Source organism: Synechococcus sp. OH2 (genome assembly GCF_047462155.1).
GTDB lineage: Bacteria > Cyanobacteriota > Cyanobacteriia > Thermostichales > Thermostichaceae > Thermostichus.
Genome location: NZ_JANSIR010000117.1, coordinates 28724 through 51366 on the forward strand (window position 1 = coordinate 28724; position 22643 = coordinate 51366).

The window sequence follows — 22643 nt, forward strand, 5'->3', positions numbered from 1 at the left end:
AGGACGCGGCGACATCCCCCTCACCGGCGTTGGCCAGCCCCCTTCCCTAACGGAGATCGAAAACCAAGCAGCCGAGATTGCCCGCTTTCTCAATGTCAGCCTAGAGGGTATTTGAAATTCTCTTGGATTGTGGACGGCTGCTGGTCAGGGATCCCAGGAATTGAGATAGCCCAGAAACCGGCTCAACAACATCGGGTCAATTGTCCAAGTAAACTCCCCTCTCCCGAAGGGAGAGGGGTTGGGGGTGAGGGATCCCTGCCTTGCAGAGTGCTCAAGAAAGGTCTAGGACTCGTCCCGCAACTGTCAGAGAAGGGCTGGTCGCCTCTGGAGCAAAAGCCTGGGCTGTCGGGAACCCCAAAAACGGGCTTTGCTCCACCGCCTGGGTGGAGAGAGTAAAGAGCGGATTGGAGAGGATCCCGGCAAAGATCGTGGCCACCAGCGTTAGCACCATGCCCACCCGCAAAGCCGGCATGCCTTCGGCCTGCCAGTTCGTCTCAGGGTAGTTTTGCACCGAAAGCGACATCTCCTGCGGCTCTTTTACCACCATGGTTTTCACCACCCGCACGTAGTAGTAGATGGAGATGACACTGGTCACCAAGCCCACCAGCACCAGCGTGTAAGCCCCTGCCTGCCAGCCGGCCCAGAAAAGATAGAGCTTGCCGAAAAAGCCCGCCAGCGGCGGCAACCCGCCCAGAGAGAGTAGACAAATGCTCAGGCAAAGGGTGAGGAAGGGATCCTTCTGATAGAGGCCGCTGTACTCGTTGATTTCGTCGGTGCCGGTCTTGAGGCTGAACAGGGTGACGCAGAGAAAGGCTCCCAGGTTCATGGCCAAATAGACCATCAGGTAAAAAATCAAGCTGGCATAGCCCGCTTCGGTGCCCGCCACCAACCCAATCAAGACAAACCCCGCCTGCCCAATGGAAGAATAGGCCAGCAGTCGTTTGAGGCGGGTTTGGGCGATGGCCACCACATTCCCCAGCACCATGGTCAAAATGGCCAACACCGAAAGCACCGCCCGCCACTCTTCCGTCATGGCCGGGAAGACGGTAGCCAAAAAGCGAATGGCCAGGGCAAAACCTGCCGCTTTGGATCCCACCGACAAAAAGGCCACCACCGGCGTCGGGGATCCCTCATAGACGTCAGGCGTCCACTGGTGGAAGGGCACCGCCGCCAACTTAAAGCCGATACCCGCAATGCAGAGCACCAAGGCAAGGATCCCTGCCAAGCCGGCATTGGCCAGGTAGGGCGCGATCGCCGCCAATTGGGTCTGCCCCCCCGACAGGCCGTAGAGCAGCGACATGCCGTAGAGGAAGATGGCCGTGCTGCTAGCACCGGTCAAGAGATACTTCAGGGCCGCTTCGGAAGAACGCGGATCCCTCTTGGTGTAGCCGGCCATCAGGTAGCTGGCAATGCCCAGCGTTTCCAAGGAGACGAACACCATGATTAAATCCGTCGCCCCGGCGAGGAACATGCCCCCCAAGGTGGCGGTGAGGAGCAACACATAAAACTCGCCGGTGGGTGTCCCCGCCTGGGCGATGTAGCGCTCCGCCATCATCACCGTCAGAGCTGCCGTTGCCACCACCAGGCCGCGGAAGAGAATGCTAATTGGATCCGCGGCAAAGCTGCCCAAGAAGCTCTCCAACTGGGGCTGCTGCCATTGCAACACCAAGGTCACCAAGGCTCCGATCAAGCCGAAGAGGGAGAGGGCCGGCAGACTTTTGCGCGCCGCCGACCCACCCACCAGATCCACCACCAAGACAATCAACAGCGTGAGGGTGACCACCACCTCTGGCCAAATGGCGTCGGCATGCAGGTTTCCGGTTGGGGCGAAGACATCCATAGGAGAAGACTATGAAGAGAGATTAACGGGATTCAAAGCCAGCATACCGCGATTTCTGGGTTCTCTTCTCGCTTCAGGCATGGCTTCTCCCAATCATCTCAATCAAGACTCTCAATGCTCAGGCCACTCTTGATCACAGCCCCGCTAGAGCTTGGCACTAGAGGTGAGCACCAGTTTTAGGCGGGCATGGATGAGATCCAAGTCCGCCAAGCCCAGGTCGATCTCGCCGTCGATAACAATCCCGGTGTTAATCAGCCGATCCAGGAGTTCCAGCAGGGATCCCTCGCCGTGGGGTTGGCCGGGGTAGTAGTCCCCCTGGCGGGGCAAGAGAGAGCCCAGATCTCCCAAGTCCAGGTTGAGATCCGCTGGGTCGATCTCCAGCAGGGCGCAGAGTTGCCGAATTTGCTCTCGCAGGGCTTGCAGGCTGCTGCCGGCCCGCTCAATTTGCTCTGCAGAGAGGCGATTGGCTTCCATCTGGCGTACCACCTGAGCTTCCATCAACTGCCGCAGCAGCTCCACCAAGGTCAGCACCAGCGAGGCCAAACCGGCTTCCGGGCGTTTCCGGGTAGGGGTGAAGTCTTCCGGGCTGGCCGGGCTGACAGCAAGGCGAGGGGAAGGAACAGGCAGGGCCAACCACTGCTCAAAGGGCTGGCAAAACTGTTCTAGGCTGAGCAAATGGAGACGGGGATCCCGAGCGGCCGCTTCCCGCTCCTCGGGCAGGTTGTAGCCCCATTCGGCTAAAAACAAGAGCACCTGCTCCAGTTCCGGTACGCTCTGCACCTGGCGCAGCGTCTGCAGGCGATCCTCGACAAACCAGAGTTCCTCAGGCGCTACCTGGGTCGCTGCTAGCAGCCGCTGGAGGGTGGTGGCCTTGGGGGCGGGCACCTCCTTGCCCAGGATGCGGTGGCGTGGCAGTTGGATCCCTTCGCGGAGCAAAAGCTGCTGGATAAACCGCCCCTCTTTGGTACTGAGAATGGCCAGGCGCGGCTCGCCGGCAGCCTGGATCTGGCGCATCCAGGCCGTTACCCCTGGATAAAAGCGGTGCAGCCCCAGCCAGCCCTGGAGATCCTCTGCCAGCCAGCGATCCCGCACCTCATCCAGAGCTTGGGCCAAAGCCCGCTCGGAAACCCCCGCCTGCTGCAACAACCGCTGCCGCCAGCCGGGCCAGTCTTGGCGCAAGTCCTCTTCGGCGATCCCTTGCTGTAGCCCCCACAGCAGCAGAGGCATCTCCCAGCCAATCTCGATTAGGGGTCGCAGGCGGTCGAAGGCAGGGCGCAATGGCTCCAACTGGGCAGGGGCCAAACCCCACACCTGACTACAAACTCGACAGGAAGAAGCAAAGTACTCCGACCGTCCGTCGCAGAGCACACCATCAAAATCCAGAACTAGAATGCGGGGGGACATTCGCCGGGGCCTAGCGAACTCCATAACTGAGTCCCCCATAGAGCAAGTTGCAAAAATGGGGCCAGAGGCCAAGTTAATTTAACCAAACTGTTTCGCCGGATTGGCCCAACCTAGTCTGATTCCGAGATGCGAACAGACTTGATCACAACCGGGTTCAAGGGGCGATCCTGAGGGCCCGTGGGCGCCGTGGCAATTTTATCCAACACCTCTTCCCCCTCGATCAGTTGTCCAAAGATGGTGTAGTGAGGAGGCAGCGGGTAGTCGGCATGCATGATGAAGAACTGGCTGCCATTGGTGTTGGGGCCAGCATTGGCCATGGCCAAAGTCCCTCGCGTGTAGGGGCGCCGCACTGGCTCATCGGGAAAGCGGTAGCCTGGCCCACCCCGACCTGTGCCAGTGGGATCCCCGCCCTGAATCATGAAGCCCCGAATGACCCGGTGAAAGATGACGCCGTCGTAGAAATGATCCCGGGCCAAGAAGACAAAATTGTTGACAGCAAAGGGAGCTTCCTGCGGGAACAGCTCCAGAACCATCGTGCCGGCGGTGGTCTCCAGCGTGGCCGTGTAGGACTTGGCCGGGTCGATGACCATTGGCGGAGGACTGTTGTAGGTTTTCACGGTTTTGCCCAACTGTTGTGCTAGGAGCAAATCGTAAGAAGAATGCGGACGGGCCAGAGCGGGAAGAAAGCCAGATCCCACCCAAAGCAGCACCGCCAGCACAGCTAGCTTCAACAGGTGGGCAACCCCCGAGGGCACGCGCATCTCTCTTGCCAGAAAGCTCCGCCCCTATCCTATCAGGATTTGTCCAGGCCCGCCCTTCGCTCGACAGGGATCAAGGCTTGGCTCGTCGCACCAGCCAGTAGCTGATGGAGAGGGCTAGCGTCGCCGCTGCCAGCCCAATGAGATCCAGGCCCCCCAGCTTCTCAAAATCGAAAATAATGATCTTGCGCGCCACTGCGATCAAAGAAGTCACAATCACCAGCTCTACCTGCACCACCTGCTTTTGCAAGTAGGCGGTAATGTTCTCCAGAATCTCCAGCGCAATCAAAACATTTAAAAAGAGGCCGAAGATCTCGATCAAAGTGGTAGAGAAAAAGCCAGTCGGCTCCTGCAGCAGATCAGCCACCAGGAAGCGGGCCAAATCCACCACGGCCACCCCAATCAGCCCGATCATCAAGATGGAAAGCAGCTTCGAGATCAGACTTTCTAGGCGGGTAATGGCCCGCAGAAAGGGATCCTCCTCCTCCGCTTCGTGGGGATTGTGCAGCAACCACTTGAGAAACCGCATCGACAACCCTTCCCCCTCCGTCAGGATCCCAGTATCCGCCCTAGGCATCAGCCGGAAGAGATCCCTTGGAGCGATGGTTGCGACACCGCTCAGAACAGTATTTCACCTCCGACCAGCAGTCGGCCCACTTCTTGCGCCAGGTAAAGGGCCTGCCGCAGGTGAGGCAGATTTTGCTTGGCAAATCCGACTTCTTCCGGTGGCGGGGCATAGCGCGCTGGAAACGACAACTCTTGAATCAACCCCAATGCCCTAGCCTGTGTTCTGCAACTGCAAGGCTTGCGGCCGGGAACGGCTGCGCAGGGCGGCTTCAATCAGCCCCAAAAAGAGGGGATGGGGGCGATTGGGGCGGGAGCGAAACTCGGGATGGAACTGGGTGGCAATGAAAAAGGGGTGGCTGGGCAGCTCAATGATTTCCACCAGGCGGTTATCGGGCGAGACGCCGCTGATGACGTAGCCGGAGTCCAAGAACAGGCTGCGGTAGGCGTTGTTGAACTCGTAGCGATGGCGGTGGCGCTCGTAGATGATGGCCTCGCCGTAGAGCTTGGCCGCCAGGGTGTCAGGCAGAATGCGGCAGGGGTAGAGGCCCAGGCGCAGGGTTCCCCCCAAGTGCTCCACATCTTTCTGCTCTGGCAACAGGCTAATGACGGGGTGGGGGGTGTCGGGATCAAACTCGTAGCTGTTGGCCCGCTCTAGACCGGCAATGTGGCATCCCCAGTCGATCACCGCACACTGCATGCCCAGGCACAGCCCTAGGAAGGGGATGCCTTGCTCGCGCACGTAGCGGATGGTGGCTACCTTACCCTCGATGCCGCGGCTACCAAACCCCCCCGGCACCACCACGCCGTCCACACCGGCCAGCAGGGCTGCCGGCCCCCGCTCCTCAACTTCTTCAGAAGAGATCCAGCGCAAGGTAACGCCGGCATTGAGGGCCAGGCCTGCATGGCGCAGGGCTTCCGCCACTGAGAGGTAGGCATCGGTGAGGCGCACGTATTTGCCGACAATGGCAATTTCTACCCGCTCTTGAGGGTGGTGCAGCCGCTGCACCAAGAGCTCCCACTCGCGCAGATCCGGCTGCTGCGGATCCAAGTTGAGGATCTGCAAAACCCGCTGGGCCAAACCCTCTTGCTCCAGCACCAAAGGCACATCGTAGATGCTGGGGGCATCCTGGGCCTGGATGACACATTCCACCGGCACGTCGCAAAACTCAGAGATCTTCTCCTTGAGGCCGCGGGGCAGGGGCTGCTCGCAGCGGCACACCAGCACGTCCGGCTGAATCCCGATCGAGCGCAGCTCCTTGACCGAGTGCTGGGTGGGCTTGGTTTTCATTTCCCCCGCCGCCCTGATGAGAGGCACCAGGGTCACGTGCACGTAGGCCACGTTGGCTCGGCCCACGTCTTTGCGAAATTGGCGGATGGCCTCCAAGAAGGGCAGCGACTCGATGTCCCCCACCGTGCCCCCCACCTCCACCAGCACCACGTCGGGGTTGGTCTCGCGGGCCACCCGCCGGATGCGCTCCTTGATCTCCTGCGTAACATGCGGGATCACCTGCACTGTGCTGCCCTGGTAGTCGCCCCGCCGCTCCTTGTAGATCACCGCCTGGTAAATGGCGCCGGTGGTAACGTTGTTGAGCTTGGACATGTTGGTGTCGGTGAAGCGCTCGTAGTGGCCCAAGTCCAAGTCGGTCTCGGCGCCGTCGTCGGTGACGAACACTTCCCCATGCTGGTAGGGGCTCATGGTGCCGGGATCCACGTTGATGTAGGGATCCAGCTTTAAAATCGACACAGTGTAGTTGCGGGACTTGAGCAGACGCCCCAGGCTGGCCGCCACAATCCCCTTGCCAATGCTGGAGACCACTCCGCCAGTGATGAAGACAAACTTGGTCATCTCCCGCATCCCTTGCCCTCTTTTGATTATGCCAGGGATGGCGGGGATCCCATTAGCGCAGAGAACGGATGGGGCCGTTGTAGAGGATGGTGGTCTGGAAGGTGCGCCGATCCACCCGCACCTGGGTTTCGATGCTGGGCTGAGTAAAGCCAGGCTCGCCGCCTCGGAAGGTGAAGATCCAGGCATCTGCGAACTCTTCAAACGGTGCATCGATGGCTGCCCCGTGCATAGAGGCCTCAGCGCGGTAGCGCTGCAAGCCCCCGTTGGCAATTTCAGCCGCTTGGCGGGCTAAGTTCTTGGCCCGGTTGAGATCGCGGAAGTAGCGGCTAATCTCCTCAAAAGTCCCCGTCGGCAGCGGCCTTGGCCGGGGGGATGTCGTCGGTACAGGCCGGGGATCCGGCACAATCGGCAAGGTGGGAATATCCTGGCTGGGGGGCAGCGGGATAGGAGTTCGGGAAGTTTCTGGAAAAAGGGGCGTGATCACCTGTGCCTGCGCAGACAGCAGAGATCCCCAGATCAGAACGCTGCCCCCGGCCAGGCAGAGAGGGAAAATGGACTTCATCGGGCCATTCCGGTGGGAATTTTTCAATCCCCACTCTACTGAGCCTCTAGTTAGAAAAGTAGAGGCAAAAGCCCAGCCTCCTTTTCCACCAGCAGCTAGGCGCAACCGGCTTTGTCTTCTCCCGGCGCCTGTTAGCATCCTGAAACCGGATCCTCTTTACAGAAGTTGCCATGGAGTTTGTCACGCTTGCCGAGACAGGTCTAAAACTTAGCCGCGTGGGGCTGGGCACCTGGAGCATGACCGGGGATTGGTGGGGGCCAGCAGACCCTGAGGAGGCCTATGCCACCCTCCGCAAGGCTATTGACCTAGGTATTACCCTCTTTGACACAGCCCCGGCCTATGGCCGCGGCCTTTCGGAAAGGCTTTTGGGACGGGCCATCCGGGATGCCGGCTGCCGGGATCGCGTGGTCATTGCCACCAAGGCCGGCCTGCAGTGGACTAACGGCAAGGTGGTGCGCAACTGCAGCCTAAGTTGGCTAGCTCAGGATCTGGAAAACTCCCTTTGCCGCCTGCAGACGGAGGTGATTGACATCTACCAGGTGCATTGGCCAGATCCCCTAGAACCTTTGGAGGAAACGGCCGCCTTTTTCTACCGCCTGCTGCAGGAGGGCAAGATCCGTGCCATTGGGGTGAGCAACTTTTCTCCTCAGCAGATGGAGCGCTTTCGCCAGGTGGCTCCCCTGCACACCGTCCAGCCGCCCTATAACCTGTTTGAGCGCCAGATTGAAGCGGACGTTCTGCCCTACTGTCGGGCTAACGGCATTGCTACGCTGATCTACAGCCCCCTCTGCCGGGGACTGTTGGGGGGACGGCTGACGCCCCAAACCAAGTCTCCGCCTGGAGATCTGCGCGGCGGCATCGATCCCAAGTTCGTGGAACCTCGCTACTCCCAGTACTTACAAGCAGTAGAAGAGCTGAGCCAGCTGGCACGGGAGCGCTACGGCAAAACCCTGCCTCAGTTGGCGGTGCGCTGGCTCTTGGATCAGCCGGGAGTGAGTGCAATCCTGTGGGGAGCGCGCAAACGCCAGCAGTTGGATGACCTAGCCGGAGTTTGGGGCTGGTCGCTGGAGGCGGAGGCAAGGCAGGCCATCGACGAGATCCTGCATAGGCACGTCCCCGAATCCATTCCCCCCAGCTTCATGGCTCCTCCTGCCCGCGCAGGGATCCCAGCTTCTCGGAATTGTTCAGAGTGATCCTAAGGATCAAGCAAGAGAAGGGCGGAAGAGGTTCTCCTATGGCGCTGCAAGGGGTGATCCTAAGCTGGAGCGGCATAGTGGCCGACGATGAGGGGCTGCACCTCTCCGCCATCAACCAGGTGCTGCTGGAGGAGAACTTGCGTCCCTGGGATCTAGGATCCCCTGCCCAAAAGGAGCTCTACCGGCTGCACTACCTAGGCCGATCCGATCGGGAGCGCCTGCCCGCCCTTTGGCAAGCCCAGGGACGGGTGCTCAGCCCCAAGCAGCGAGAAGAGTTGCTGCACCGCAAGGCCCTGTACTACCGGCAGGCGTTGCAGGAGCAGAAGGGATCCCTTCTTGTCCCCGGCTTGGTGGAGACTCTAGAGAGGCTGGAGCGGCTGCAGCTCAAGGTGGGCCTAGTGAGCGGCCACGCTGCTGCTGAGGTGGAGGCTTTTCTAGAACGCTTCCCCTGTCCGCTCCTGGCCCGGCTGACCGACCATTTCCGGTACCGTGTGACCGGCGAGGAGATGGATCCCGACCTGGGTTCAGGGCAGCTGCACCGTCTGCTCCTAGAGCGGATGGGGCTCTCCCCTCAGGAGTGCCTGAGCTTTGAAGCCACCTACGCCGGCATGCAAGCAGCTCGCTCCCAAGGGATCCCGGTCTTGGCCCTGGCCACTTTCTTTCCTTTGCACATGCTGCAGCGGCGGGCCAACTGGGCAGTGGATGGCTACCCCCAAGTGGAATGGGAGCGCCTACAGAGGTGGTTTGCCACTGGCCAAGACCGGCCTGCCCAAGCCGCCTGACGATCCCCTTAGGGCAGGATCAGCATGCCGTCCCCAAAGGAATAGAAGCGATAGCCCTGCTCAATAGCCTCTTGGTAGAGATCCAGTAGCCTCTGCCGCCCAATCAGCGCTGCCACCAACATCATTAGGCTGGAGCGGGGCAGGTGGAAGTTGGTGATTAGGCCCTGCACCACCCGCCAGCAGTAGCCAGGGTAGATGAAGAGGTCGCTCTTCCCCTGCCAGGGCTGCAGGGTGCCGGAGAGGGCTGCCGTTTCCAGCGCCCGCACTACGGTTGTTCCCACGGCAATCATCCGCCTTCCCTGCGCTTGGGCTGCCCGAACGGCAGCTACTGTTTCCGCCGGCACCTTGAGCCACTCGCTGTGCAAGTGGTGGTCAGTGACTCGTTCTGCCTCCACGGGGCGGAAGGTGCCTAGGCCAATGTTCAGGGTGATGAAGGCGGTTTGGATCCCCTTTTGGGCCAGGCGCTCCAAGAGCTGGGGGGTAAAGTGCAGCCCGGCGGTGGGGGCGGCCACCGAGCCTGGCTGCCTAGCCCAAACAGTTTGATAGTCTTCAGGTCGGACTCCCGCCTCCGCCGGATTAAGGGTGTGGGCAGCCTTGATGTAAGGGGGAAGCGGGATCCGCCCCACCCGCTCCAAGATCTTCTCAAACGGATCCGCTCCTTCCCAGGTAAACCGCATCACCCGGCCACCAGTCTCCGCATCCACAGCAAGTACCGTGCCCATCAGTTCCGCCGGGGATCCCTGCTGATCCCAAAACCGGATCTGATCCCCCACCTTGACCCGCTTGCCTGGTCTAACCAAGACCCGCCAGATCTGCTCCTGCTGGAAGGTGTTAGCTGGGATCCCTGGCAACTCAGGCTCCAGCAGCAAAACCTCTACCCGTGCCCCAAAAGAGTCTTTTTCCGGCAAGACCTTGGCTCCCCACAGCCGGGCCGGGATCACCTTGGTGTCGTTGAGAACCAAGAGATCTCCGGCTTGCAGGTAGTCAGGCAGGTCGCAGAAGCGGCGGTGCTCATGCCTATCTGGGTACACCACCAGCATCCGCGCCTGATCCCGCGGCTCCACAGGGGTTTGGGCAATCCGGTCGGGAGGAAGGATGTAATCGTAGGAAGCGGTAAGCCAATCTGGATTATGCTCACCGGGGCTGCCAGGAGAAGTAGCCGCCAAAGAAGGATCGTTTAAAGAGCTCTGCACTACTACCGCAACAGGTTAAAAGGGGATCCCCAGCCATTCAGTATAGCCCCCTGGGCTCCCCCTTGCCCATCCGCCGGGTTTTACCGTGGTCTTATCCCCTTCTCTGCCGAGAGGGAAGCAAGTCAACTAAACCTTGGCCACCACCACCTGCTGCGGCTGATCTTGGTACTTGCCCTGGCGGTCGGCGTAGGTAGTCTGGCAGGGATCCCCTTCCAAGAAGAGAAGCTGCACCACCCCTTCATTGGCATACACGCGGCAGTCGGCGCTAGAAGCGTTGGAGAACTCCAGGGTGAGATAGCCCCGCCACCCCGCCTCGGCTGGGGTCAGATTGGCAATCAGCCCTACCCGTGCATAGGAGGACTTGCCGATGCAGATGACAGTGATGTTGTCCGGAACTTGCAGCCGTTCTAGGGAGACACCCAGCCCGTAGGAGTGGGCAGGAATGATGAAGTAATCCCCCATCTCATCGTGGTGCAGCTCCACCGCCTCCAGGTTCTTGGGGTTAAACCGCTTGGGATCCACCACTGTGCCGGGCACGTGGCGGAAGATCTTGAACTCCACTGGCGACAGGCGAATGTCGTAGCCGTAGGAAGAGAGCCCATAGCTCAAGACGGGCCGCGTCTGGCCGTTCCACTCCACGCGACGCACCAGCTCAGGGCAAAATGGCTCGATCATCCCCCGCTGCGCTTGCTCGTAGATCCAGCGGTCGTTTTTTAACATGGCTGCAACAGGCTGCCCGACAGGCCAGAGAGTTTGGGAAAGAGAGCGCAGTCACTGATGGCAAAGCTAAGAGCTGCTGACCCGCGAGGGATCTATTCTCGGCGGGGGCCGCCCTCTGGAGAAGGAGGAGTGAGGACTGGATCCCGCCGTTGGCGTAGCTGGGTGATCAGATCTGCGCGTTCCAGGAGAGAATCCGGCATCTCTGGCCCGGTGATGACTATGTCCATCCAGACTGGGCGCTGATCGATCAAATCCAGCACCTGCGCCTCCGGGATCAAGCCCAGCCTGATGGCCAGGCCCAACTCGTCCAGCACCACCAAGCCATAACGGCCACTCCTGACCGCCTCCTGGGTAAATTGCCACAGCTCATCCAGAGCCCGCCGCTCCTCTGGCTCCAGGTGAGGCGTATCGATGCAGCGGTGCAGACGACAGCGGGCCCACTCCAGAGAGCTGCCCAGCAAAAGACGATTTTCTGGCCCCTGGTTGATCCCACCCTTGAGAAATTGCACGATCAACACCCGCGTCCCCTGGCCAGCCAAGCGCAGCGCCTGAGCCATCACAGGCGTGAACATACCCCGGCTGGGATGGGTGTAGAGCTGCAGGGATCCCTGGGGGATCAACTGGGTGGAGAAGGCTCCATCCCTCTGCAGGAAACGGTCGTGAGCGGCAGGCTGCTTAACCCGGGCCGCAGGAACAGCATCCTTGGGGGAGGGCATAGGATTCGGAGAGGCAGTGCAAACCACGGCTTGATCTCGCAAGTGGGTTAAGGAACTAGGCCCTAGGTTCACAGGGCCTACAAGTGGTGGAGAGCATTGGCTATGGATTCCATGAAACACCACCTGTGCGTATCCGTCAACGAGTTGGTTTTGCTTCTGGCCGGCATACAAATCTTCTCAAATAGAGTGACAGAAAACACAATCCTTGCCCATCCTAGCTTTTTGGCACAAGAGGCAGGAGCCCAAAAGAAAAGCTTTTGAACAAAATCTTAATTAACGTTCAAGTCCAAACAAAAATCTGAGTGTAGAGGTATTTTACTTAAGCACAAAAGTATCTTATAAAAATGCAAGCAAGGAATCAATGTTTTCCGAATGAGATGAGCTCTTGCAAACAGGAATACCGATATCGGCGGCCTGGCCACCAGATGGCGGCGAAGCTCTGCTCATCTCAAAAGCCTTGCCCAGCGGGGGATCTATTCGGCTAGGAGCCGGAGAGCCCCCCATGTTGTCTCGACTTCACTTTGGAAAAAGTGTGACTGCAAGTCCAAAAACTTAAACTTAGTTTCTAACTTCGAAAGCGACGAAATGCAAATCCATTAATTGCCTTCATCAAAAATAACTTATCAACGATATTTTTTGAGAAGGGACGCAAAGAATTATGTAACCTCTATATCCTGGAACTATTTTTCGCCAAGTTATCTCTTCAATTATTTTTCTGGTCGATCTCAAGGCTAATTTTTTGTTCTCAGTTTAATCTCTATTTCTATCACGAGAAATAGGCATTGGCCATTCAGTTTGGATCCCACGTAAGGCTAACCTATACAAGCTCTAGAGCCTTGGGTTCTGAGATTGGCGGGATCCCGTTGTGCAACTGGAGCCGAGTCCTTCCTCTGGGGGTGAGGGGAGATCTTTGTTCTTGAGAAGTCTTCTCCTGCCGAGGGTAGATGCAAACCTAGAGTAAGCCTGATCCCTCATTCAAGCAGCCAGGAAGCCTGGGGATCCCACTCTCGATCCCTGGAAAGGACTTTTCTCTGTCCCGCCGCTAGAAAAGGTGGGCTTCGGTTCTCCATCACCGACTTGGACTGGGGAAAAACCCTAGGCCGTTGTGAACTCGGGGTGTGCGTTGTTCTGGGTGTCGGTGTTGCAAATTGACGGTTTCTCCCCCCAGCACCAAGGTGGAAGCATTGCCCCCATCCAAGTTCAGGGCATGGCGACAGCCCAATTGCTGCATCAACTGCGCCATCTCCAGCAGGGTGAGCCCTTGGTTTTCCTGGGCATTGCCGGCGGTCACCCACAGCAAATGTCCGTTGTCCAGTTGACCGACAGCACTGCGGGCAGCCCGTTGGCGGCGGAAGAGGGGTTGAAATCCCTCTAATTGGGCATCCAGAACCACTTGGCCGTCCAAGAGCAAGAGCGGCCCTGCCCCTAGCATGTGGGGGTAGGCGGCCAGCTCTGGCGGATCCACAGTCCAGCTCAACTTGAGGCGATCCCCCGCGATCAGTTTGCCGGCTTCCAGGGCACCTTCCAGACCCCGCGCTGCCAATACGTAGCCGTTGGGAGGGATCGGCACCGTCAAACTACCGGCCAGGCCTGCCGGCAGAATGTCTTGCACCTGATCCTGCCGCACCATCAGGAGCATTTCACCATCCGTTTGGGTGGTGTAGGTGGATCCCCAATCAGGGGTGTACTGGGCAACTCCGGGCAGGATGTAGCCACTGTTGATGCCCACCAGCGGGATCCGATCCCCAAGGTCGTTGCGCAGCTCTGCCTGCATCTGCAAACGGGCAAAGCGCACGGATTGCCCTGCCGTCCCATCCGACCAAGCGATGACCCCACGGCCTAAGATGGGGCTGGAGATCCAGCGGCCATCCCGACGAATGGCTCCCAGCGGCTGGCGGGTGTTGCGATTGAAAAAACCGCCGTTGATGGCCGCCACGGCTCCCTGTTCAGGGCCAAAGGAAGACAGCTCCCCCAGACCCACCAAACTGGCAGGATTGGCCCAGATGGGGCGCAGTTGGCCCGCTGTAAGGGAAATGACCACGATGGCAACCGGGATCCGATCGTCCCCAATCCAGACTTCCTCTTGGTACAAAGGGATCCCCTGCACCACCCGCACAGGCTGCCAGTCGAGGAGCGTCTGGGCAGAGGCAACCGGGCTGTTGAGCAGGAGGAGAGTCGCTCCCACAGCGGCCAAGGTTTTAGGCAAAGCAACCCTCTTCACCAGCCCCTCTCGTTGTTGCTCTAGCCTCTTGGAGCTAAGTCGCTTCAAACCAGATTAAGACACTTTGCCACTCACCTGAGCGCTCCAGGCCGCTATAGGCGACCACCCCCGGCCCCTCTCCCAGAGGGAGAGGGGAGTTAGGGTGGTGCGTTCGCGACAGCGTTGTATAGCAATAACAACGTAGAGAAACGTTTTTTTTGCTATTTGATTTTGCTATTTGATAACGACTACTCCTCCAGCCGACGACACTGGTGATAGCTCCTATCCGCCGGCGGCAAAGGTGGCCATCAAAATTAAAGAGAGCAAAATGCCCGGAAAGAGCAGCAGCACCAAGGTTAAAAACTCAGAAAGGCTCATGACAGCACAAAGAACAACAACCGAGGGCACTAGTCCCCAACCTAGCAATTCCGGCAGTCCTTCCCATCCTCCCTTTGGGATCCTTTAACAGTTGCAGCCGAGGGCGGCTTTTGAGGCTTTTCCCCTTCTGCCGGCGATATCCTGGCAAAGGGAAAGTCTTCTTCAAGCGCTCCGATGGGCATCCAAGGCAGGCGTATTGCCGTCGAACCTGGGGATCTGCGTCCTTGGCTGCAAGAGGCCGTTTTGGCAGGGGGTGGCGAGCTGGTGCCGCTGGCCGAAGCGGAGGCGCTGGTGTGGGCAGATGCCTTTGACGTGCCCAAGCTCAAGCAGTGTCTTGCCGAAGGAAAGGGGATCCGCTGGGTGCAATTACCCTGGGCAGGAGTGGAACCTTTTGCCCAGGCAGGGGTTTTGGATCCCGCCTATGTGTGGACCTGCGGTAAGGGGGTGTACGCTCAGGCGGTGGCCGAACATGCCCTGGCCCTCACCTTGGCCGGCCTGCGGGATCTGAAGATCCGCGCTTTGGCCCAGACTTGGCAGCCGGGATCCGGCACCAGCCTCTGGGGCAGCCGCGTAGTCATCTTCGGGGCGGGGGGCATTGCCCAGGCGCTGATCCAGTTGTTACAGCCTTTCCGGTGCTCCGTTGACGTGGTGCGGCGCAGGGCGGATCCCTTGCCAGGAGCCAGCCGGGTGGTGACGCTGGCAGAGCGGCAGGCGGTGCTGGCAGGGGCAGATGTGGTGATCCTGGCCTTGGCCCTCACCCCGGAAACAGAGGGGATCATCGGCCGGCGGGAGCTGGAGCAGATGGGATCCCAGTGTTGGCTGGTGAATGTGGCAAGAGGCAAACACATCGTGACCCCCGACTTGGTGGCCGCTCTGCAACAGGGGGTGATTCGCGGGGCCGCCTTGGATGTCACGGATCCTGAGCCCTTGCCGGCTGGGCATCCCCTCTGGAGCTTGCCCAATTGCCTCATTACCCCCCACACAGCCATTACCGATGCCATGATTGTCCCGGCCTTGTCCGAGCGGGTGCGGGAAAATGTGCGCCGCTTTCGGCTGGGGGAACCTTTGCTGGGGGTGGTGGATCCGGTTTTGGGCTATTGAGCCCTCACCCCTTGAGAGAGGGGAGCTAGGACTCGCGGGGGGCCATCTCTTGCACGCGAGCGGCGATGGCCTCAGCCATCTCTTGCGTGCCGACGGGATCCCCTTGCGCCAGGTCATAGGTGACGTATTTGCCTTCGGCAATGACCGACCGCACTGCCGCTTCTACCCTCGCGGCGGCTTCCCGCTCGCCCAGGTAGCGCAGCATCATGGCCCCGGAGAGGATAAGGGCAGAGGGGTTGACCTTGTTTTGGCCGGCATACTTGGGCGCCGAGCCGTGGATGGCCTCAAAAACCGCAATGCCATCCCCGATGTTGGCCCCTGGCGCCACCCCCAGCCCGCCGATCATGCCGGCGCACAAGTCGGAGATGATGTCCCCGTAAAGGTTGGTGAGCACCAGCACATCGTAGAGCTGCGGCTTCTGCATCAATTGCATACACATGTTGTCCACGATGCGATCTTCAAACTCGATGTCGGGGTACTCCTGGGCCACCTCCCGCGCCACCTGCAAAAACAGGCCGTCGGTAAACTTCATGATGTTGGCTTTGTGAACGGCCGTTACCTTTTTGCGGCCGTTTTGGCGGGCATATTCAAAAGCAAACTTGACAATGCGGCGGCTGCCAAACTCTGAGATGGGTTTGATGCCAAGAGCAGATCCCTCGCGGATGAACTTGCCGGAAAGACGCATCATCTCTTCGCGAGCGTGGGCTGCTTCGGGGGTGCCTCGCTCGAACTCAATCCCAGCGTAGAGATCCTCGGTGTTTTCCCGCACCACCACCAAATCCACGTCTGGAAAAGGGCTTTTGACGCCAGGGATGGACTTGGCCGGACGCAGGTTGGCGTAGAGGTCTAGCTCTTTGCGGATGGCCACATTCACCGAGCGAAAGCCGGTGCCCACGGGGGTGCCGATGGGCCCTTTGATGGCCAGCTTGGTTTCTCGGATCGACTCCAGCACCTGCGGCGGCAGAGGGGTGCCGTACTTTTCGATTACCTCTACTCCCGCCTCCACCGGGATCCACTCCAACTCAACCCCGGTGGCCTCCAAAACCGTGGTCATCGCCTTGGTTACTTCCGGGCCGATGCCATCGCCGGGGATCAACGTTACACGATAGGCCACAAATCCTTCTCCTCCCAGGATTGAAACTGGTAGCCTGACCGGGATCCCGCCTAACGCCGGACTTCAAGCCCGTTGGGGATCCCTAAGCTGAAACGAAGCTTAAACGACTATAGAACAGGTTGGAGCCATCAGGCGTCAGGGCAAACTCAATGCCTCTCCAGAACTGCCACCCCTAGAGAATCCGCAGCGGATCCACATCGAGACTGACGCGGATCCCTTGAGGGAGGTGTCCAAGGGCGCTGTGCAGGTGGGCATCGATCCGGGCGCGATCCCAGGGCTGATCGGGAAGTTGTTTGAGCAGGATCTGCCAGCGGTAGCGGCCGGCAACCCGCTCCACTTGGGCCGGCCCTGGCCCCAACACCTCCGCCGGGATCCCTTGCAGACGTGTGGCCACCCGCTCGCAATAGCGCTCTAGCGCTTCCAGGCGGGTGCTGCTTAGGCGAATTAAAATCAAAGCCCGATAGGGGGGATAGCCCCCTTCCTGGCGTTGGCGCAGCTCGGCTTGCAAAAACCCTTCGTAGTCGTGGGCCAGCACCGCTGCTAGGATCGGGTGCTCTGGCAGGTAGGTCTGGATGATCGCCTGGCCTGGCAAGGATCCCCGTCCTGAGCGGCCCGCCACCTGGGTCAGGAGCTGAAAGGTGCGCTCGCCAGCGCGGTAGTCAGGTTGGTGCAACAGCCCGTCGGCGGCCATCACCCCCACCAGCGTCACCTGGGGCATATCCAGCCCCTTGGTAAGCATCTGGGTGCCCACCAGCACCTGCGCTTGGCCACTGCGAAACTGCTCCAGCAAGTCCCGATGGGATCCCTTGCGGCGAGTGGCGTCGCTGTCGTAGCGCAGGATCCCTAGCTGCGGCCAGTGCTGCTGCAGCACCTCCACCACCTTCTGGGTGCCAGTGCCGAAGTGCTTGAGGTAGGGCGAGCCACAGGCAGGGCAGCGCTGGGGGTGGGGTTGGCGGGCGCCGCAGTAGTGACAGCGCAGCTCTTGCCCGCCCTCCACGTGAAAGGTGAGGGAGACATCGCAATGGGCGCAGGTGAGGACAAAGCCGCAACTGCGACAGAGGACAAAGGTGCTGTAGCCGCGGCGGGGAACAAAGAGGATGGCCTGTTCCCCCCTGTCCAGCGTCTCCTGCAGAGCTTGTTGCAGGCGGCGGCTGAGAATGCTGCGGTTACCGGCCTGAAGTTCCTGGCGCATGTCCACCAGCTCCACCTCGGGCAGGGTGGCCGGGATCCCCGCCTGGGGGATGCGCTGCGGCAAAGAGAGGCGAACCCAGCGCTGCGGATCCTGCAGGTGGGCGGCGTAGGTTTCCACCGCCGGTGTGGCGCTGCCCAAAACCAAGGGACAGTTGGCCAGCTCGGCCCGCCACTCCGCCACCTGACGGGCGTGGTAACAGGGCTGGGGCTGATCCTGCTTGAAGCTGTCATCGTGCTCCTCGTCCAAAACAATCAGGCCGAGATTGGCCAAAGGGGCAAACACCGCCGAGCGGGTGCCGATCACCACCTGGGGAGCAGAGACCAACATTTGCCGCCAGAGGTCGTAGCGCTCCCCTGCCGAGAGGCCGCTGTGGTAAGTCCACACGCGGGATCCCAGCCGCGCCCGAAAGCGATCCGTCAGTTGCGGGGTAAGGCCAATCTCCGGCACCAGCACCAAGGCCGACCGCCCCTGCTGCAGCACCTGGGCAATGACTTGTAGGTAGACCTCCGTCTTGCCGGAGCCGGTGACCCCGTGCAGCAGAAAGCGTTGGTTTTGCCCCAGCGCTTGGCAAATGGCCGCCACTGCCTCGGCCTGGGCGGGTGTCAGAGGCTTGGGCCAATCTTTCTCCACAGGCCGGCCGGCCTCCCCCAGCCGCAGCAGAGGTCGCTCGTAGAGGTGCACCCGGCCTTTGCGGGCCAGGCTCTGCAACACTGACCGGCTCACCCCCGCTAGGCGCTCCCACTCGACCAGCAGCAGCTCCCCCCCCTTTTGCTTGAGGATCTGCAGCGCCTTCTGCTGGGGCAAGCTCAGCCCCTCCAGCGAGTCCTCCACTAGGGTGGCCGCCTGTTGGGTTTTCACCCTGCCCCCCTGCTGCTCCTGCCAGAAGCTCTCCACCCAACCCCGCCGCTGCAGCTCCCGCAGAGCCACCTCGGCGCCAGGCACCTGCTGCTGGAGGTAACGCCAAGACAGCTCCCCCCCCTTCTCCTGGAGCAGCCGCAGCAGAGCCTGGGCAGCCGGCGAACATTCCCCGTGCGGGGATCCCACCAGGCGGATTCGCCGCTGGGAGCGGCTCAGCAAGCCCGGCGGCAAAACAGTGCGCACCACCTGGGCCAGGGGGGTGAGGTAGTAGTCGGCTACCCGCTGCAGCAGCGGCCAGAACTCCTTGGGCAGGATCCCTTTGGCCACCACCGCTTCAATCTCCCGCACCGACTGGGGATCCACTCCTGTCGGCAGCTCCGAGCGCCAACCCAGCGCCAGCGCCCCCGCCACCTGTGGACCAAAGGGAACGCTGAGGAGATCGCCCGCTTCTGGCTCCCATCCCTCTGGCACGCGATAGGTGAAGCAGCCCCCCAAGTGGGGATGATCCACCCACACCTCCAGCCAGCGGGGAGGAGCAGGATCCCTCACGGTCGAGGCAAAAACCGCGGCAGATCCACTGCCCGCTTATCGGGGCGAGCCGGCAAAGGCCGGGACTGTTCGCGTAAGCGGGACGGAGTCCATAGCCCAGACTTGGGCTTGGCGGCCTGGAGCGAGGCGAGAGACTCAGACCGTGTTGGCATGTCGGCAGTATTGGGATCCGCTGCACCAGCGCGAGGTGGGATGTCTAGTCCCTTGCGCTCCAAAGCCGTCTTCAGGCTGAGCAGGTGCATCTGCTGCTGCTCGTACTTCTCTCTCAGGGAGCGGTTTTCTTCGGAGAGGGCGGCGCGTTCCGCCTGCAAGGCCCTCACCTGCCCCTCCAAGGCCTCTGTTTGCTCCTGCAGATGGGTGACAGCGATCTGGGCAGAGCGCAATTGCGATTGCCAGGTGGGTTGGTCGGCAAGCTGGGCCAGAGCTGCTTGGAGCCGCTGCTCCAGATCACCAAGGCGCTGCTGGGCCTGGGCGTACTGTTCCTCCAGACGGCGGTGCTCCTGCTGCCAATGGGCAATTTCCGCCTGCGCTTGGGAGAGGGCAGCTTGCAGCGCTTCGACCTGGGCTTGCCACTGCTGTTGCTGCTCCCGGGAGTCGTGACGCCATTGCTCTTGCTGAGCTTGCAAAGCAGCCAGCTGCGCCTGGGCAGCGGCCAGGGCCGCTTCCAATTCCTGACGTTGTTCCTGCCAGCGCTGCTCCGCTTCTGCCTCTGTCTCGGCATAGCCCGCCAGACGCGCCTCGAGATGTTCCCGCTGTTCTTGCCAGGCTGCCTGTTGGTCGTTGTACAGAGCCCGCAGGCTGTTCAGCTCCGCCTGGGTTTCGGCAATTTGGGTGCGGGCCAACGAAAGCTCTGCCTTGAAACGCTGTAACATCTCCACCCGTTTTTCCGCCAGGTCTTGCGCTTCCAGCAGAGAAGCCTGGAGCTCCTGCTGACGGTGTTCCCACTGACGGCGCTCCTGGGCATGGGCCAGCCGCAGCTGCTCGATCTGCTCCTGTAAGGCTTCGATGTCTTGGCGCTGCCGCTCGTTGAGGCGTTGCCGCGCCGCCAGCTGAACTTCCTGCTCCGAGAGCTGAACCTTTTGCTCTGCCAAAGTTTGTTGCAACTGGCGCAGGGCGTGTTCCCGCTCCTGCAGCGTCTTTTCTTGCTCAGCCACCTTCTGGCGTAGAACCCGGCATTCCGCTTCCAAAGCAGCGTCTGCAGGCGTTTGGGCTTTCAATTGCAAGAGCTCTATCTGCTGTTGCTGCTTGCGAGACTGCAGTTCCCTCTCGGCCAGTTGAGTGCGCAGCGCCTGCACTTCGGCTTGTAGCTTTTCCTGAAGGATAAGCCGTTCTTGCAGCTCTGCTTCGACTTTAAGCAGCCGTGACTCCAACTGCTGCCGCTGCCTCAGGGCCAACTGCCGCTCTGGATTGGGATCCGGTTCCGTTCGCGTCAGCGGGACGGAGTCCTTGGCCGACTGGCCAGCTTGAGCCTCGAGAAAGGTAGGATCCGAGTCACCTGAGGAGGAAGCACGCATAGGTTGAAGCGAAGATGAAGATGGGGAGGTACAGGATAAAGTTCCCTGCAGTATAGAGAAGTTTTCCGGTGGGTTCAAGCTGGGGAATGGATCTTGTAAGGTCTCTTTCCGATTCCTCTCCGCCCGCCCTGGGGTGACATCGAGGCTTGTTGGCCGCACCTCTCGTCTTGGGGGCTCCGCATCAGGGAGTTGAGCTGGCAGCGGAACATCTGTTTGGCCGTTTTTTCGCCGCGGAGCGTGCACGCGACGAGAAGACGTCTCCCTCCCCCCAGAGGTAAACTCCGGCCCGTGGTTGCCTTGAGAGCTTGCCACGATTGCCCCCTTTCTTCACCCACGACACCCCTACCGCTGCTGGAGATCCCTACAGACCGCCCCCACCAATAGTTTGCACCATTTTTTATTGGCACCATATAATTCGGCGGTGTTTGAACGCGTCTTTATCCAACGGCGGGGGCCCTTTGCCCAGGGATCGGCGTAGGTCTCCAAGGGACTGAGGCAGCGTCAGGCTGAATGGATCGACGCTTTGAGGTTCTGATACAGTCACGCTGAACACCGCTGTTCGCGACAGCGGGACGGAGTCCCCACGAGATGGCGACATCCCGCAACGCCCTGAGGAAGATCCCCAGAGCTCCATTCCAATCCCGCGGCAAGGTGTGTTTGCACACGGGACACCGGAACACCCGGCTGCCTTGCAGCCCAGAGTGGACAGAGCCGCACCTAGTGCAGGTCTGGCTGGTGTAGGCCTCGGAAACGTCCACCACCGTCTGCTATCAGACCAATGGAGCTTAGCGGACTCGAACCGCTGACCCCTTCAATGCCATTGAAGTGCTCTACCAACTGAGCTAAAGCCCCAGTCGCAGCTTTCTGGCAAGAGCGTGGGCAAGCGACTTATGCCTGCTCTAGGCTGCAATTTTAGCCTGTAGAAGCTGCTTTGGCGGTGAAGAGTACGGGAATCCATCCTAAATAGACAGGAGATCCTTGTCAAGAGCTGGGTTAGAGCGTCCAATGGCGAAAGTAGGTAGAGCAGGGATCCACCTGGCTCCTGCCCTCTGCCGCAGGAGCTTGCCGGGTGATAGAACGGAGTCAGTAACGGTTGGAGGGCTTGTGACCCAGGGATCTCAGCTTGACCGCATTTTGGCCGCTTCCTTGCTGGTGGTCTGCCTGATTGCGGCTGTTATTGGCGGCACACGACCTGCCGCAGAGTCGGTTCGGGGTGGCGTCGGGCTAGAGGCCCCCCGAGGGGCAAATCGCATTGAGGTGGTCACCATCGAGGGAACGATCGGAGGCCCGCGGGGCTCGACTTTGGTGGGTTTGCCAACTTCTCCTTTGGATCAGCTGCGGGAAGCCATCGAGGATCGCGCCGTTAAGGCCGTGTTGCTGCGCATCAACAGTCCTGGGGGAGCCGTGGGATCCAGCCAGGAACTCTACCGCGCCGTCACGGCCCTGCGGGAGGCCGGTAAGCCGGTGATCGCCGTCATGGAGGACGTTGCCGCCAGCGGCGGCTACTACGTGGCCAGTGCTGCCGACAAGATCTACGCCAACCCAGGTACTCTGACCGGCAGCATAGGGGTAATCATTAGCGGCCTTAACTTTGGCAAGTTGCTCGAGAACTACGGCGTAGAGCCGCAGACCTTCAAAACCGGCGAGTACAAAGACATTCTTTCCCCTTTCCGCGCTGCTACCCCTCAGGAGCAACGTCTGCTGCAAGACTTGGTGGAGGATACCCTCGACCAGTTTGTTCGCGATGTGGCTCGTGGACGCCAGCGCTTGCCGGAAAAAGAGGCAGAAAAGGTGCTGGATGCGGAGATGATCGCGCGGCGGCAAAGCTTGGATGAAGCGCGGGTGCGACAGTTGGCCGATGGGCGCATCTTCACCGGGGCGCAGGCTGTAGAGTTGGGCCTGGTGGATGCCCTGGGAGGATATACCGAAGCCGTGGAAGATCTGCGGCGGATGACGGGGGATCCCTCTTTGTCGCCGGCAACGGCGAGAGATCCGTTCCAACGCGCCCTGCAGCGGCTCTTGAGCCAAGGACTGCCTCCGCAAGGGCAAAATCTCTGGCTGGCCCGACTGTTGGGAAGCAACAAGGTGGCCGGGATCCCGGAAGTGCCGCTGCTGTGGATGGCGCCCGGCTGGACTTTGCGCTAAACCTGACA

Annotated in this window: 19 protein-coding genes, 1 tRNA gene and 1 pseudogene; 5 read left to right on the forward strand and 16 right to left on the reverse strand. The window is 60.5% G+C overall.

What is annotated here, in order from left to right; all coding sequences use genetic code 11:
- Positions 1-115: pseudogene (locus NW835_RS12750) on the forward strand (photosystem I assembly protein Ycf4); the annotation flags it as partial.
- A gap of 156 nt (positions 116-271) precedes the next feature.
- On the opposite strand, the gene NW835_RS12755 reads toward NW835_RS12750, so the two are convergent.
- From NW835_RS12755 to NW835_RS12785, 7 genes are all read right to left on the reverse strand, one after another.
- On the reverse strand, positions 272-1840 hold the full coding sequence (locus tag NW835_RS12755) for an NAD(P)H-quinone oxidoreductase subunit N (RefSeq protein ID WP_414415480.1): 1569 nt from the start codon (positions 1838-1840) through the stop codon (positions 272-274).
- 144 nt (positions 1841-1984) lie between these two features.
- Positions 1985-3244, reverse strand: a complete 1260-nt coding sequence (gene gvpJ / locus NW835_RS12760; RefSeq protein ID WP_414415481.1) for a gas vesicle protein GvpJ — start codon at positions 3242-3244, stop codon at positions 1985-1987.
- A 110-nt stretch (positions 3245-3354) separates the two neighbouring features.
- Entirely contained in the window at positions 3355-3834 is a 480-nt protein-coding gene (locus NW835_RS12765; protein ID WP_414415502.1) for a peptidylprolyl isomerase, read from the reverse strand.
- A gap of 241 nt (positions 3835-4075) precedes the next feature.
- Positions 4076-4531 carry a phosphate-starvation-inducible PsiE family protein gene (locus NW835_RS12770; protein WP_414415503.1) on the reverse strand — a complete coding sequence of 152 codons (456 nt, stop codon included), beginning with the start codon at positions 4529-4531 and terminating at the stop codon, positions 4076-4078.
- Positions 4532-4571: 40 nt separating this feature from the next.
- Positions 4572-4739 carry a DUF2256 domain-containing protein gene (locus tag NW835_RS12775; protein WP_414378163.1) on the reverse strand — a complete coding sequence of 56 codons (168 nt, stop codon included), beginning with the start codon at positions 4737-4739 and terminating at the stop codon, positions 4572-4574.
- 41 nt (positions 4740-4780) lie between these two features.
- Positions 4781-6415 carry a CTP synthase gene (locus tag NW835_RS12780; protein WP_414366368.1) on the reverse strand — a complete coding sequence of 545 codons (1635 nt, stop codon included), beginning with the start codon at positions 6413-6415 and terminating at the stop codon, positions 4781-4783.
- A 52-nt stretch (positions 6416-6467) separates the two neighbouring features.
- Positions 6468-6977, reverse strand: a complete 510-nt coding sequence (locus NW835_RS12785) for a hypothetical protein (protein ID WP_414399104.1) — start codon at positions 6975-6977, stop codon at positions 6468-6470.
- A 170-nt stretch (positions 6978-7147) separates the two neighbouring features.
- Here NW835_RS12785 and NW835_RS12790 point away from each other — a divergent pair, with 170 nt between their 5' ends.
- Both NW835_RS12790 and NW835_RS12795 read left to right on the forward strand, forming a co-directional pair.
- Positions 7148-8170 carry an aldo/keto reductase gene (locus NW835_RS12790; protein ID WP_414415482.1) on the forward strand — a complete coding sequence of 341 codons (1023 nt, stop codon included), beginning with the start codon at positions 7148-7150 and terminating at the stop codon, positions 8168-8170.
- A 41-nt stretch (positions 8171-8211) separates the two neighbouring features.
- A complete protein-coding gene (locus tag NW835_RS12795; protein ID WP_414362684.1) occupies positions 8212-8955 on the forward strand; it encodes an HAD family hydrolase in 744 nt (247 codons plus the stop codon).
- 8 nt (positions 8956-8963) lie between these two features.
- Here NW835_RS12795 and queA read toward each other — a convergent pair whose 3' ends face one another.
- The 4 genes from queA to NW835_RS12815 form a co-directional block, all read right to left on the reverse strand.
- Positions 8964-10121 (reverse strand): tRNA preQ1(34) S-adenosylmethionine ribosyltransferase-isomerase QueA, encoded by a 1158-nt coding sequence (gene queA / locus NW835_RS12800; RefSeq protein ID WP_414415483.1) that lies wholly within the window; start codon positions 10119-10121, stop codon positions 8964-8966.
- Positions 10122-10274: 153 nt separating this feature from the next.
- Complete coding sequence (gene dcd, locus NW835_RS12805) at positions 10275-10868, reverse strand: dCTP deaminase (RefSeq protein WP_414366375.1); 594 nt, start codon at positions 10866-10868, stop codon at positions 10275-10277.
- A gap of 92 nt (positions 10869-10960) precedes the next feature.
- Positions 10961-11584, reverse strand: a complete 624-nt coding sequence (locus tag NW835_RS12810) for a cob(I)yrinic acid a,c-diamide adenosyltransferase (protein WP_414366376.1) — start codon at positions 11582-11584, stop codon at positions 10961-10963.
- Positions 11585-12653: 1069 nt separating this feature from the next.
- Positions 12654-13790 (reverse strand): phosphodiester glycosidase family protein, encoded by a 1137-nt coding sequence (locus NW835_RS12815; protein WP_414415484.1) that lies wholly within the window; start codon positions 13788-13790, stop codon positions 12654-12656.
- A 546-nt stretch (positions 13791-14336) separates the two neighbouring features.
- Between NW835_RS12815 and NW835_RS12820 the strand changes: the two genes are divergently transcribed.
- On the forward strand, positions 14337-15263 hold the full coding sequence (locus NW835_RS12820) for a D-isomer specific 2-hydroxyacid dehydrogenase family protein (protein WP_414415485.1): 927 nt from the start codon (positions 14337-14339) through the stop codon (positions 15261-15263).
- 25 nt (positions 15264-15288) lie between these two features.
- On the opposite strand, the gene NW835_RS12825 is transcribed toward NW835_RS12820, so the two are convergent.
- The 5 genes from NW835_RS12825 to NW835_RS12845 form a co-directional block, all read right to left on the reverse strand.
- Positions 15289-16377 (reverse strand): isocitrate/isopropylmalate dehydrogenase family protein, encoded by a 1089-nt coding sequence (locus NW835_RS12825; RefSeq protein WP_414365806.1) that lies wholly within the window; start codon positions 16375-16377, stop codon positions 15289-15291.
- A 172-nt stretch (positions 16378-16549) separates the two neighbouring features.
- On the reverse strand, positions 16550-18976 hold the full coding sequence (priA, locus tag NW835_RS12830) for a primosomal protein N' (RefSeq protein WP_414415486.1): 2427 nt from the start codon (positions 18974-18976) through the stop codon (positions 16550-16552).
- Positions 18973-20490, reverse strand: coding sequence for a hypothetical protein (locus NW835_RS12835; RefSeq protein WP_414415487.1), 1518 nt, complete (start codon positions 20488-20490; stop codon positions 18973-18975). Before NW835_RS12835 ends, priA begins: the two co-directional genes overlap by 4 nt.
- A gap of 437 nt (positions 20491-20927) precedes the next feature.
- Complete coding sequence (locus tag NW835_RS12840) at positions 20928-21251, reverse strand: zinc ribbon domain-containing protein (RefSeq protein ID WP_414415488.1); 324 nt, start codon at positions 21249-21251, stop codon at positions 20928-20930.
- Between the two features lie 18 nt (positions 21252-21269).
- Positions 21270-21342: transfer RNA gene (locus NW835_RS12845), tRNA-Ala, on the reverse strand.
- Positions 21343-21594: 252 nt separating this feature from the next.
- Here NW835_RS12845 and sppA point away from each other — a divergent pair.
- Positions 21595-22635, forward strand: coding sequence for a signal peptide peptidase SppA (sppA, locus tag NW835_RS12850; RefSeq protein ID WP_414415489.1), 1041 nt, complete (start codon positions 21595-21597; stop codon positions 22633-22635).
- The last annotated feature ends 8 nt before the right edge of the window (positions 22636-22643 follow it).

Excerpts from the sequence above, each read along its gene's own strand:
- NW835_RS12755 (WP_414415480.1), bottom strand. The coding sequence starts at position 1,840 with ATGGATGTCTTCGCCCCAACCGGAAACCTGCATGCCGACGCCATTTGG.
- gvpJ (WP_414415481.1), bottom strand. The coding sequence starts at position 3,244 with ATGTCCCCCCGCATTCTAGTTCTGGATTTTGATGGTGTGCTCTGCGAC.
- NW835_RS12765 (WP_414415502.1), bottom strand. The coding sequence starts at position 3,834 with ATGGTCATCGACCCGGCCAAGTCCTACACGGCCACGCTGGAGACCACC.
- NW835_RS12770 (WP_414415503.1), bottom strand. The coding sequence starts at position 4,531 with ATGCGGTTTCTCAAGTGGTTGCTGCACAATCCCCACGAAGCGGAGGAG.
- NW835_RS12775 (WP_414378163.1), bottom strand. The coding sequence starts at position 4,739 with ATGCCCCGCCACCGGAAGAAGTCGGATTTGCCAAGCAAAATCTGCCTC.
- NW835_RS12780 (WP_414366368.1), bottom strand. The coding sequence starts at position 6,415 with ATGACCAAGTTTGTCTTCATCACTGGCGGAGTGGTCTCCAGCATTGGC.
- NW835_RS12785 (WP_414399104.1), bottom strand. The coding sequence starts at position 6,977 with ATGAAGTCCATTTTCCCTCTCTGCCTGGCCGGGGGCAGCGTTCTGATC.
- NW835_RS12790 (WP_414415482.1), top strand. The coding sequence starts at position 7,148 with ATGGAGTTTGTCACGCTTGCCGAGACAGGTCTAAAACTTAGCCGCGTG.
- NW835_RS12795 (WP_414362684.1), top strand. The coding sequence starts at position 8,212 with ATGGCGCTGCAAGGGGTGATCCTAAGCTGGAGCGGCATAGTGGCCGAC.
- dcd (WP_414366375.1), bottom strand. The coding sequence starts at position 10,868 with ATGTTAAAAAACGACCGCTGGATCTACGAGCAAGCGCAGCGGGGGATG.
- NW835_RS12810 (WP_414366376.1), bottom strand. The coding sequence starts at position 11,584 with ATGCCCTCCCCCAAGGATGCTGTTCCTGCGGCCCGGGTTAAGCAGCCT.
- NW835_RS12820 (WP_414415485.1), top strand. The coding sequence starts at position 14,337 with ATGGGCATCCAAGGCAGGCGTATTGCCGTCGAACCTGGGGATCTGCGT.
- NW835_RS12835 (WP_414415487.1), bottom strand. The coding sequence starts at position 20,490 with ATGCGTGCTTCCTCCTCAGGTGACTCGGATCCTACCTTTCTCGAGGCT.